The sequence below is a fragment of the Liquorilactobacillus vini DSM 20605 genome, from assembly GCF_000255495.1.
Taxonomy (GTDB): domain Bacteria; phylum Bacillota; class Bacilli; order Lactobacillales; family Lactobacillaceae; genus Liquorilactobacillus; species Liquorilactobacillus vini.
Genome location: NZ_AHYZ01000089.1, coordinates 1 through 12,259, shown reverse-complemented (window position 1 = coordinate 12,259; position 12,259 = coordinate 1). Strand labels below are relative to the sequence as shown.

General features: G+C 39.8%; 13 protein-coding genes. 7 read left to right on the top strand and 6 right to left on the bottom strand.

Annotation, left to right across the window (positions count from 1 at the left end; translation table 11 throughout):
- Positions 1–26 precede the first annotated feature (26 nt).
- The 6 genes from ON15_RS05960 (at position 27) to ON15_RS05935 (ending at position 6,323) form a co-directional block, all read left to right on the top strand.
- Positions 27–998, top strand: a complete 972-nt coding sequence (locus tag ON15_RS05960; RefSeq protein WP_010580573.1) for an ATP-binding cassette domain-containing protein — start codon at positions 27–29, stop codon at positions 996–998.
- 1 nt (position 999) lies between these two features.
- Positions 1,000–1,959, top strand: a complete 960-nt coding sequence (locus tag ON15_RS05955) for an ABC transporter permease (RefSeq protein ID WP_010580572.1) — start codon at positions 1,000–1,002, stop codon at positions 1,957–1,959.
- A gap of 12 nt (positions 1,960–1,971) precedes the next feature.
- Positions 1,972–2,913 carry an ABC transporter permease gene (locus ON15_RS05950; protein WP_010580571.1) on the top strand — a complete coding sequence of 314 codons (942 nt, stop codon included), beginning with the start codon at positions 1,972–1,974 and terminating at the stop codon, positions 2,911–2,913.
- Positions 2,914–3,008: 95 nt separating this feature from the next.
- Complete coding sequence (locus ON15_RS05945; RefSeq protein WP_010580570.1) at positions 3,009–4,817, top strand: oligopeptide ABC transporter substrate-binding protein; 1,809 nt, start codon at positions 3,009–3,011, stop codon at positions 4,815–4,817.
- A gap of 229 nt (positions 4,818–5,046) precedes the next feature.
- On the top strand, positions 5,047–5,808 hold the full coding sequence (gene pnuC, locus ON15_RS05940; RefSeq protein ID WP_026049513.1) for a nicotinamide riboside transporter PnuC: 762 nt from the start codon (positions 5,047–5,049) through the stop codon (positions 5,806–5,808).
- A 17-nt stretch (positions 5,809–5,825) separates the two neighbouring features.
- Positions 5,826–6,323: a class Ib ribonucleoside-diphosphate reductase assembly flavoprotein NrdI gene (locus ON15_RS05935; protein WP_010580568.1), complete on the top strand. Its 498-nt coding sequence runs from the start codon at positions 5,826–5,828 to the stop codon at positions 6,321–6,323.
- A gap of 102 nt (positions 6,324–6,425) precedes the next feature.
- Here ON15_RS05935 and gnd read toward each other — a convergent pair whose 3' ends face one another.
- Positions 6,426–7,322 carry a phosphogluconate dehydrogenase (NAD(+)-dependent, decarboxylating) gene (gene gnd, locus ON15_RS05930; protein WP_010580567.1) on the bottom strand — a complete coding sequence of 299 codons (897 nt, stop codon included), beginning with the start codon at positions 7,320–7,322 and terminating at the stop codon, positions 6,426–6,428.
- A 7-nt stretch (positions 7,323–7,329) separates the two neighbouring features.
- Positions 7,330–8,874 (bottom strand): gluconokinase, encoded by a 1,545-nt coding sequence (locus ON15_RS05925; protein ID WP_010580566.1) that lies wholly within the window; start codon positions 8,872–8,874, stop codon positions 7,330–7,332.
- Between the two features lie 123 nt (positions 8,875–8,997).
- Between ON15_RS05925 and ON15_RS05920 the strand changes: the two genes are divergently transcribed.
- Entirely contained in the window at positions 8,998–9,846 is an 849-nt protein-coding gene (locus tag ON15_RS05920) for a MurR/RpiR family transcriptional regulator (protein WP_010580565.1), read from the top strand.
- Positions 9,847–9,974: 128 nt separating this feature from the next.
- Here ON15_RS05920 and budA read toward each other — a convergent pair whose 3' ends face one another.
- The 4 genes from budA to ON15_RS05900 all read right to left on the bottom strand — a co-directional run.
- Positions 9,975–10,688: an acetolactate decarboxylase gene (gene budA / locus ON15_RS05915; protein ID WP_010580564.1), complete on the bottom strand. Its 714-nt coding sequence runs from the start codon at positions 10,686–10,688 to the stop codon at positions 9,975–9,977.
- A 132-nt stretch (positions 10,689–10,820) separates the two neighbouring features.
- On the bottom strand, positions 10,821–11,393 hold the full coding sequence (locus ON15_RS05910) for a DNA-3-methyladenine glycosylase I (RefSeq protein ID WP_026049512.1): 573 nt from the start codon (positions 11,391–11,393) through the stop codon (positions 10,821–10,823).
- A 19-nt stretch (positions 11,394–11,412) separates the two neighbouring features.
- Positions 11,413–11,754: an ArsR/SmtB family transcription factor gene (locus tag ON15_RS05905; RefSeq protein WP_010580562.1), complete on the bottom strand. Its 342-nt coding sequence runs from the start codon at positions 11,752–11,754 to the stop codon at positions 11,413–11,415.
- A 13-nt stretch (positions 11,755–11,767) separates the two neighbouring features.
- Positions 11,768–12,259, bottom strand: a 492-nt coding sequence (locus tag ON15_RS05900) for a cadmium resistance transporter (protein WP_010580561.1), incomplete at its 5' end; no start/stop codon positions are given.

Genomic DNA, 12,259 nt, shown 5'->3' with positions numbered 1-12,259 from the left:
CCTAGTAAAAAAGAAGGTGAACTGCAATGAGTCTAATAGAAGTTAAAGACTTACAAGTTCATTTTCCTATTCGCAGTGGATTCTGGAATCGCATTTCTGACTGGGTCAAAGCGGTTGATGGTGTTTCATTCAGCATTGATCCCGGTGAAACTTTTGGCTTGGTAGGCGAATCAGGTTCTGGGAAAACAACGACTGGGCGAGCAATTGTTGGCTTGGAGCAAGCAACCGGCGGCCATATCTTATATCAAGGTCAGGAAATTTCTTTAAAACATGCGCGTGCACGTCATGCATATAATCAAAATGTTCAAATGATTTTTCAAGATTCTTTATCAAGCTTGAATCCACGTAAACGAATCGAAACGATTATTGCTGAACCACTGCGGAATTTTGAGCATTTAGATCAAGATGCTGAAAAAATTCGCGTTTTGCAATTGCTGGATATTGTTGGCTTAGGACCAGATGCGTTATATAAATATCCTTACCAATTTTCGGGTGGACAGCGGCAACGGATTGGTATTGCACGTGCAGTGGCGACCAAGCCTAAATTAATTATTGCTGATGAGCCGGTTTCAGCTTTAGACTTGTCCGTTCAGGCCCAGGTTTTGAATTTTTTGAAAAAGATCCAACGGAAGTTTGGAATCTCATATCTGTTTATTTCACATGATTTAGGTGTTATTCAGCATATGTGCGATCGCTTGGCAATTATGAATCATGGCAGATTAGTTGAAGTAGGATCTCGTGATGATATCTATAATCATCCTTTACATATTTACACTAAACGCTTGCTAGCTGCAATTCCACGAGTTGATGTTCGTCATCGTCAAGAGCACCAGTTGGAAAGATTGCGGATCGAAAAAGTTTATCAGGAACAAGAAAATGATTATTACGATCAAAATGGGCTAGCCTATCCTCTGACACCAGTTTCAAAAACGCATTTAGTTGCTTTATCACCGCAAATGATCGAAAAACAAGATCTTAAACTGCAGGGGGTGGACTAAAATGTGGAAAACAATTTTACGAAGAATTTTGATCATGATTCCTGAAATAATTCTCCTAAGTATTTTAGTTTTCTTATTAGCTAAAATGATGCCTGGCGATCCATTTACCGGGTCGATCAATCCACGGTCGAGTCCAAGCCAAATTCATCACTTAATGAAGCTGAATGGATTATATGATCCTTGGTATCAGCAGTATTGGAACTGGATCGTTCATCTTTTTCATGGAAATCTCGGAGAAAGTTATCAATATCATGAACCAGTTGCCAATTTGATCGGACAAAGGGCGGAAAATACTTTGTGGCTGTCCTTATTTACGATGATTATGACTTATTTAATTGCTTTGCCAATGGGAATGTACGCTGGTCGGCACGAAGGACAGCTTTCAGATACGCTGATTCGAGTTTACACCTACGTAACATATTGCATTCCGTTTTTTGTAATTTTAATCATTGGTCTGTGGATTTTCGGCTATGTCTTGAATTGGTTTCCAACAACTGGGTCGGTTTCTGCGACTGCCAATAGCGGCTGGCAAATATTGCTTTCTCGAATTTATCATATGATTCTTCCTGGTTTATTAGGTGCCTTATTCAGCACTGTGAATATTGTCCAGTATCTACGTTCAGAGGTAATTGATGCCAAACACTCCGATTACGTGAAAACTGCGCGGGCCAAAGGGGTTCCAGAAAAGCAGATTTATCGTCATCATATTTTTCGCAATTCATTATTGCCGATTGCGGCTTTTGGGGGCTATTCGATTACTGGTTTATTAAATGGTTCAATTTTTACTGAAAGTATTTTCTCTTATCCTGGGATGGGTCTCTTGTTTATCAATTCGATCAGTTACCGTGATTACACGGTCATTACAGCACTGGTCTTGCTGTTTGGGATTCTAAACTTAGTTGGTACTTTATTATCAGATATTATCTTGAGTTTAGTTGATCCAAGAATTCGGATTAAATAGGGGGATAACCGGATGAAAAACTATACTAAACAAACAATCAATCCTGAAGAATTGAAAAAGCTGACTCAAGAGGCGCAAAGTCAGGCAACTCCGTCAACAGGTCGGATTGTATGGAAAGAATTCAAGGCTGATCGGCCAGCACTGCTTGCTTTGATTTTAGTAGTTGCTTTTATTATCTTTGTAACCATTGCATCGTTCTTTATTAATGTTCCACAGATGATGAATACGCACATTATGTCTTATCTTAACCGTCCTTTGCAAGATGGCTACTTGCTAGGAGCTGACACAGCCGGCAGATCAATCATGCAACAGCTGATTGTTGGTTCACGCAATTCAATTGGAATCGCCATTGGTTTGACTTTGATCTCTTCTACTTGGGGGATTGCTTGGGGGCTAATTTCTGGGTACTTTGGTGGTTTTGTAGACTGGTGGATGCAGCGGGTTTATGACTTTATGATGATGTTGCCGATGACAATGATGATCATTGTTTTAGTAACAATAATTCATAATTATAATGCGGTTACCCTGACTTTGATTTTCTCATGTTTTTATTGGTTGGGTACCTCACGCTTGATTCGTTCGCGAACTTTAGCTGAAACTAAAAAAGACTATGTTGCCGCATCGATTACTTCGGGGACCGGTCCTTGGAAAATAATTTTTGGGGGAATCATGCCAAATATTTCATCTTTGATCGTGGTCGATACGACACTGTCATTTGCTGAAAATATTGGAGTTGAAACTGGGCTTTCTTATTTGGGATTTGGTTTGCCAACTAAGACACCTTCTTTGGGGACCTTGATTGCTAATGCTAATGATCCTAATAACATTACCCAATATTGGTGGACTTGGCTGCCAGCCGCTTTGGAGATTATTATTTTATGTCTGGCAATTAGTTACATCGGTCAAGTTTTCCGCCGGTCTGCGGACGCTTCGCAAAGACAAGCTGATCGTTAAGCCAAATAATTTTAAGGAGATGGTGCCAACCTGATTAATATTTTAAGTGGGAGTCAATAGTACTTAGATTTTTAATAGATCGAGGGGGAACATGGATGAAAGATAGTAAATTAAGAAAAGTTGCCGTTGCCGTAACAACTTTACTGGTAGCGGGAACCTTGGGGGCTTGTTCGGCAGGCAAATCATCAAGCTCAAGCAGCAGTAATACGCAGGTAAATTTGAAGACTGCCTATAATAATACTGGCAAAGTTGATCAGTCGGCTAATAAAAACAGCACTTTAAAAGTTGCTGAGCCAAATGATTCGCCATTCGAAGGCATTTCAGATCCAACATTATCTTCTAATCAAGAAGATTTTGATGTTTTTTCGCCAAGTGGTGCTGACAGTTTGTTTAATGTTGATAAAAATTACAAGATCATCAATGGTGGCTTGGCTAATTTGAAACTTGATCGAAAGGCTAAAACCGCGACAATCACGATCCGCAAGAATGCTAAGTGGTCAAACGGCATGCCTGTCACGGCTAAAGATGTTGAATATGCTTATGAAGTGATTGCTAATCCTAAAACTACTTCGCAGCAGTATTCATCAGACTTTAATGCAATCAAAGGCATGGCAGCTTACCATGCCGGCAAGGCTAAAACTATTTCTGGTTTCTCCTATCCAGATGGTCAAAGCGGCCGGGTAGCGGTGATCCATTTTTCAAGAATGTCTCCAAGCATGCAATACTCCGGCAATACCTTTATTTGGGGAACGGTTGAACCATATGAATACATTAAGAATGTTCCAATTGCCAAATTGGCTTCCTCATCTCAAGTTCGCAAAAATCCGATTTTTACTGGTCCATACAAACTTGATAAAGTCGTTGAAGGTGAGTCAACTTCGTGGTCGCCAAATAAATATTACTATGGTAAGAAGCCTCAGATTCAACATATTGTAATTAGCGTTGTTTCTTCCAGCAATATTGATAAAGCCATTCAATCTAAGAAATACGATTTTGTTATTCCTGGTGGCGTTTTACACGGAACGGATTACAAGACGCTTAAAAAGACAAAGGGTTATCAGATTGTTGGTCAACCAGCGCTGTCTTATGACTATTTTGGCTTTAATCTTGGTTACTATGACACTAAGACGCAAAAGAACGTCATGGATAAAAACAGCAAGATGGCCAATCCAAAACTGCGGCAAGCAATGATGTACGCATTGAATCTCGATCAGTTGAACAAGAAATTCGGTAATGGCATTGTATGGCGGGCCAATACTTTGATTCCACCAATTTTCTCGAAATATTATGACAAATCAGCTAAAGGCTTCCCACTGAATATTAAGAAGGCCAATAAACTGCTTGACGAAGCTGGATACAAGAAGAAAGGCAAATGGCGCGTTCAGCCAAACGGCAAGAAGTTAACGATTTACTTTGGAGTTATGCAGGGAACTTCGACTCAGGAGGCTGAGTATCAGGATTACTTGCAGCAATGGCATAAAATTGGGTTGCATGTTGTCTTTACGAACGGCAAACCAATGGAAATGAATAGTTTCTATGATACGCTGGAAAAACCTAAGCAGAATAAGATCGATGTTTTTGCAGCTGCTTGGGGCTTATCATCTGAACCGACGCCAACTGGAATATACGGTGAAGATGCCACCTTCAACATGGGTCATTTCGTTTCTAAGAAGAACACTAAGTTAATGAATGAAATGAACAGCAGCAAGGCTTGGAACACGGCTTATCGAGTAAAGGTCTTTAAGGAATGGCAGGAATACATGAATAAAGAAGCTGCTTATGCTCCTGGAAGCTTCAGCTATGATTGGGAACCTGTTAATAAACGGGTCAAAGGCTTTGATGTTAGTCCAGCAAATAATAATTTCTGGAGCAACTTGGCTTTTACCTCAAGTGATATGAAGTAAGTTTAATTTCAATTTCAAAATTGCTAAACCATAATCAAAATGGTTTAGCGATTTTTTTTCGTGGGAATTTTTAAATAGCTGGTTAAAAAATAAATAATTTTCTTCTATATCTTGTATACATTCAAACTCTAAACACAAGATATGTAAAAAAGCAAGCCTGTTTTTCTGATTGGAAACCAAGTATAATTATCACTTGGAAGAAATTTTTAATGCGGAAAGGGTCCTGAATGTGTTTTCTCGTTATGTAGATGTGTTAAGCAATTTGCCGGAATATTCAAAAAATGTTTTTCGGCGCAATTATTTTAGTTGGTTAATCCAACAATGTCGCGGTTGGGGCAAGTTTAGTTATGGCTTGCTACTGTTTAATTTGATCTTGCAGATTATTTCTTTAGTTCAGTCAGTTAGTGTAGCTCCGGTTCAATCAATTATTTCTTTTATCGGTGGGAATTTATCAGTTGCTTGTGTGATTGGAATTTCTAATCGTTCTGGAATTCAAGGCTGGGCTGGTGCCTTAAGTGCAATTTGTATTGCTTCAGTTGGCTTTGCAGCCGGTAATTATGCGACGGCTTGTGAACAAATTGGTTATTTGTTATTTTTAGATCTTTTTTGCATTTTAGATCCAAAATGGAATGATGACATTCAGGCTGAAAAATTTAACAGTGCAATTGAATGGCTGTATTATTTATTGTTTTTTGCTGGGGCGTGGCTAGTGATTTATTACTTGTTTAGTTTGACAAATGATCCGCGGGTCTTTTTGGATAGCTTGAACTTAGCAATGGCGATTACGGGTTCATTATTGGAGCTTAATCGCAAACGAGAACAATATTTTATTTGGACGATCAGTTCACTATTTACAATTGCGCTTTGGACGCAAACCATGCTGCAAGGGGATGGAAACTTTGCTTTAATTTTTAGTTACAGTGTCTTTTTCTTAAATGATATGTATGCTTTCTTCAGCACTCGTGGCTGGTTCCGAACAGCTTCCAAATAGAAAGGAACGATCCATTGATGGAGAAAAATTTAGCACCAATTAAAATTTTGTTTATTAGTATTTCTGGCAATACTCGTTCGTTTGCTCAAAAACTGGTTCAGCATTCTCAGACAGTGCACCAGGCTGATTCAACAGCCCGTTTAGTTGAAACAATAGAAATTGGTGGTGATGATCAGTTTATTGAAATGCAACAGCCATTTGCAGTATTAGTTCCGACATATTTAGGTGGCGGTAATGGAATCAACAATGGCAATCAGGAAATTATGACTAATGAAATGCGGGAAACATTGGCAGATAACGATAATTATCACTGGTGCTATGGTGTGATTGGCAGTGGCAACCGTAATTTCAATACTCAGTTTGGCTTAACAGCTAAGCAGTATGCAGTCCAATTTCAAATCCCAGTGATTGATTTCTACGAGATGCGTGGAACACAAGATGATGTTAAACGAATCTATCAAGAACTAAATGATTTTCAGTTACAATTTGAACAGAATTTAAGCGAACGGCATTAATAAATGTGTTTCGGTTAATAACATCAAATGGTCCCTAAAGTTAGCTTTTTAAGGTTAATTTTAGGGACCATTTGTTTGAAACTTAAATTTTTAGGCAAGTAATTATTTCTGGTCGACGGGATGGCCGCCAAAACTATTTCGCAAAGCTGCCACAACTTTTCCATTCAACGTATCTTTTTCTTCTGAACGATAGCGCATCATCAAGGCATTGCCGATAACAGGAGCCGGGACATGTAACTTGATGGCTTCTTCAGCAGTCCAGGCGCCTTCACCAGAAGAATGCATAATGCCTTTGAGATGGCTTAATTTAGGATCTTGCGCGAATTCCTGCTCCGCCAATTCCATTAACCAGCCACGAATAACAGAACCGTGTTCCCAAACGCGGGCAACTGCCTGGTAATCATAGTCAAAAGGTGATTTTTGCAAGATTTCAAAGCCTTCGCCAATTGCCTGCATCATCCCGTATTCAATTCCGTTGTGGATCATTTTCAAATAGTGACCAGATCCAGCAGGACCAGTATACAGATAGCCCTCAGGAGCGGCAATCTTTTGGAACAGCGGTTCAACCTGCTGAAAAATTTCAGCTTCGCCACCGATCATGAAGTTGCCATTTTTTCGTGCCCCAGCCATTCCTCCCGAGGTGCCGACATCAAGAAAGTGGATCTTCTTGGTTGCTAATTGAGCGGCATGCTTAATAGAATCCTGGTAGTAAGAATTACCACCATCGATCACAATGTCGCCGGCAACTAGTAAAGCTTCCAGCTGCTTGAAAGTGCTATTGGTTGGCTCACCAGCTGGCAGCATCGACCAAATTAGCCGTGGGGAGGCTAAGCTGGCAACCAGACTTTTTAAACTAGAAACTACCGTAATTCCTTCGGCTTTAGCTGCATTCCGAGCTGTTAGAGCCAAATCAAAGGCTGTAACCTTGATTCCTTGCTCTTGCATGTTTTGAACTAAATTTTTGCCCATTTTTCCTAGACCAATCATTCCAAGTTCCATAAAGTTATCAATCCTTTCTTGGTGTTTGATGTTTTAACTGGAATGCTGTCAGTGCAGCAAAGTTTTGGTCTAGCGCTGGCAGCAAATCAGTGTAAATTGCAAATAGTTCTTGATAAATTTGAACATTTTGGGGATTAGGCTGATAAGAGCGGCTTTTACTCTGCAATGGATTTAAATCAAGCTGAATGTTTAGTGCCTGCAAGCTTAAGATAATTGCCCCCAAACAGGAAGCTTCAATCTGACGTGGGACAATGATTGGAAGATTGAAAATATCCGCGAGCAGTTGGCACCAGAATTCTGAACGAGCAAAACCTCCGGCAGCAATGATTCTTTGCGGCCGCCCATTTAATTGGCTAACAGCCTGTAAAACGAGTCGTAAATTATAACCGATCCCTTCGATAACGGCGCGAGCTAAATCATTTTTAGCATGAGTTGGATTTAAACCATAAAAACAGCCGCGAGCAGCTGGATTCCAAAGTGGGGCTCGCTCACCAGTCAGATATGGAAAAAACAGTAAACCATTGGATCCAGCAGGAGCAGTTTGAATAATGTTTAGTAACTGTTCAATCGGATCGCGACCAGCTTGTTTAGCAGCAGCAGCTTCGGTTGAAAAAAATTTTTCAAGCAGCCACTGCAAAATGATGCCACCGCTATTAACGGGGCCGCCAAGTAGCCACTGATTTTTGGTAACTGCATAACAAAATAAACTTTGTTGGGGATCGAAGACCGGTCGATTACTAATTGTTCGAATAGCAGCTGACGTTCCAATTGTTAATGCTAAATCAGAGCTTCGATTTGCACCAACGCCAAGATTGGCTGCAGCACCATCGAAGGGGCCTTGAATAATTGAAATGTCTAGTTGCAGTTGCCAATTAATTGATTTCGTCCAGCTAGTGGGATGGCTATGGAAGATTGATTGGCTATCAACAATTGGCGGTAGTTGTTGTTCAGTAATGCCTGCAAGTTTAAGGGCAGTTGGATCCCAGCATTGGCGGCGGATATCAAATAGACCAGTGCAGCTCGCCGTCGAAATATCCATTTGCCAAGCAGCAAATAACTGGTAGATAACAAATTCTTTGATCCCACAAAAGTATCTGGCCTGCTCAAAGAGCTGCAAGTGTTCCTGGCGCAACCAGCAGATTTTGCCTAACAGTGACATTGGATGCAACGGTGTCCCAGTATGTTGATATAAGTTCTGAGCTTGCGGATCGACTTGTAAAGCAGCCGTAACTTGAGCTGGTCGGGTATCAGCCCAAGTCAGCAAAGCAGTCAGCGGCTGGAATTGATCATTGAGGGCTAGTAAGCTTTGATTGGCACTGGAAAAGCTCAAACTGATCGGTTTTAAATGTAATTCGTCAGCTTTTTGCAGGAGCTTTTGTAAAACTTTTTTGGTTGAATTTAAAATTTTCATTGGATCTTCAGTCGCAGCTCCCGCAGCAGTTTGCCGTAAGAAGCATTTTTGACTGGTCTGAGCGCGGCATTGTCCGACAGCATCATACATTAGGCCTTTGATGCTTGTAGTACCAAGATCGACTCCGATAAATGCGTCCATGGTTAATCCCCGCTTTCAAATCGTAATGAAAATAATTATCATTTTTTAATAATTATAAATGACAATTATTTTCATTTATATTATAATAGCCTTAGGAACATAATGCAAAGGAAAATAAAAAATATGGAAGCTAAAATTACCCAACGAATTAAACAAATTTATCCACAGCTTGGCAGCAGCAGTCAAAAAATTGCTGACTACTTATTGAAAGAAGAACTGCCGGCCTCCATGACGCTAGCTGAAATTGCTCAAGCTTGTCAGGTTTCGTTAGCAACAGTTTCGCGTTTTGCTCGGAGTTTAGGCTTTAAAAATTTTTCACAGTTAAAGTGGGCACTGCTTCATCAGTTGACGCAAAATGAAAGTACCAATGAGCGAGTAACGCAAGCTGATAATTCCTTAAAGGTGGCAGGGAAAGTTTTAGCGGCGAATATGACGACTCTCAAAGAAACTTTTGCTTTGCTTAATGAAGTAGATTTGACGCAAGCGGTCAAATTAATTTGTTCAGCTGAGCGGTTAGCTTTTTTTGGACTTGGCGGTTCCAATATTGTTGCTGAAGATGCCTATCATAAGTTTTTACGTGTCCCATTAACCGTTTTGTATAGTAGTGAATATCATTTGGCGCTTCTCCAGGCTTCACGGCTGACAGCTAAGGATTGTGCCATTTTAATTTCGCATACCGGTAATAATCAAGATATTTTGCTGCTGGCCAAAGTTCTTCGCCAAAATCAAGTACCGGCAATCGTGATCACCAGCGATCCAGAATCGCCATTAGTTCGGCTTGGAACGATTTGTTTCTATTCGATTTCGGGCAATCTTCATTTTCAGTCACAAGCTTTTATTTCGATGACTTCACAGTTGGCTTTGACGGATTGTTTGTATTTATTAACAGCCCGTTCATTTGGCACCGCCGCGACGGTTATTTATGATCATCAGCAAGCAATTGTTGATTTGCGTCATCATTTTAAAAATTAAACAGCCAGTAATCAATGTCCTGATTACTGGCTGTTAGTTAGCGGAAAAAATTAACTTGTAAGTAACTCCGTTGAGAGGACGCTATGTTTTTAGCACTGAGAGGAGTTTAACACTTTGGGTGTTTCCAATTATTCAGCTTTCGAAATAACTTCCCCTAAATCACCGTCTACGTCAAAATCGTGTTCCATAAATTCTTGATTATCAACTGGCAGATGCTGTTCGAGGGTATCAAAGACTTGTTTGAATAATTTAGCTTGTTTGATCTGAAAATCAAGGATATGTCCGCCAATTGAAAGGTCATCAGCAATAAAATGGTTATGATAGCCGGCAACTGCAGCTCCATGGAATAATTCCGGTGAATAGTAACTTAACAATGTTCCTTGAACATCATGGGCTTCAAAGATGCTTTGCTTTTTAGCTGTGGCAGCTAAGGTATCAAATGGTCGTTCAGATTTGACAACAGCCCGCGTTTTTATGTAACTAAATGTTCCTTTAGCTAGAATTGAAAAGAAAGTGTTGCTATTTGGACGATTATTCAGCCCAGCAGCCGCAAATTTAGTTGAGTCAGCTCCAGTCAGTTGACCAATACTTTGATAAGCTGAAAAATGCGCATTGGCAAATGGCAGGGTAAAATCTTCCTTGAGCAAGTTAGCATGACCGAAACTATCGAATTGATATGGTTTGCCCTCAATAATGACAACTTCACCGTTTAATCCCTCTCCGGTCCCGATGCCAGTGTCACCATGCTCCATTAATTCTTTTAAAGTAATTGTCCCCGCTAACAGTCCTGGGACTAGCAGCGCTAAAGTTCCATGCTGGTATAAAACATTGGTCTTTTTCATTGATTTAATGCTCCCTTTATCTTTTTAAATTGATCATTGATGTAGTTTTAAGTGAATTTTTGTTGCTTAATTTATTTTAATTCCTCGTTAAAAATCATAACATATTTTAGCTGAGTGATTAATTTTCTCGCTTTAAAATTTATCGAATAAATAACAGCTGATCTCATGGTCATTGACCAGCCCAGCAGCTTGCATAAAAGAATAGATAATTACAGGTCCAACAAATTTAAAGCCATCTTTTTTCATTTGTTGACTAATTTGCTTAGCTAAAGAATCAATTTTCGGCAACTTTTGACTGTTAGTTAAATGATGCTTGATCGGCTGTCCCGCAACAAAATTCCAAAAATAGTCAGCTAACGTGTGGTTTTGCTGAGTCAAGGCAACAGCAGCCTGAGCATTGTTAATAATTGCCTGAAGCTTTAGTCGATTGCGGATCAAGTGGGGATTTTGCATTATTTCAGGCAGTTTAGCCGAAAAAGATTGAATTTGATAAAAATCAAAATTGACGAAGACTTGCTGGAAGGCTGCTCGCTTATTTAGGACTGTTTGCCAGCTAAGTCCAGCTTGCATAATTTCTAGCGAGAGCAATTCGAATAGTTTTTGATCATTATAACAAGGACGCCCCCATTCATTATCATGATACTGTTGCAGTAGCAGATTACCATTTTGAGCCCAAGAGCAACGTTTTAAATTCACCGTTTGCATTTTAATTTCCTCGCTTGTTTTATTGTCCATGAAGCTTTCCGCGAATAACATGGTCGGCATGAGCTAACCCTTCATCAATAATGTCGATAATATGCGGATCATCCAAATGGTAAAAATTTGCTTTGCCTTGACGTTGGGCTACGACTAGTTGATGCTGGCGCAAGATCGCTAATTGATGAGAGACGGCCGACTGTTCTAATTGCAGAGAGTTTGCTAACTGATTGACATTTAAAGAACTTTTTTCCAATAATTTGAGCATTTTTAACCGAACCGGATTGCTGAGTAATTTGAAAATCTGTTCCGCTTCGGCTAATTGTTCTTGCTCTGTTGCCTGAGCGGGAAAAATTTTTTTGGCTGACATTTTGACCTCCCGATTAAAGAAAAGCTATCAAATGACTGATTAAGCCACTATCCCAGAAAACATAGCAGCCAACTACAATATAGCAGATTTTCATTAATTTTTCTCCAAATTGATGAATCATCAGTATTATGAATGATGATTTAGCGAGCAATTTAATTAAAAGTACCACTAAGTCAGCTAATAAACAGAGCAAAATTAACGCAGTTATAAATTGATTAAAAGTTTTGCCAACTAAAACCGGCAAAAAAATTGATAAATTGCAACCAGAACAGACTGATAAATAAGTTATTAAGGTACTGAGAACTGGCGACTTTTGGTGATGAATTCCGTTGTCATCGTCATCAGTTCGTAATGCTAAGTAAATTGGCAAGACGCCTAGGCAGTCAAGCAGCCACAGTGGGAAAAAATTTGTTAGCAGCTCGCCGAGAAAGTAGCTGAGAGATAATAAAATGAGGGTCCCTAGGCTGTAGCCGAGCATAACTGCTCCCGTTCGATATTTAGTTAA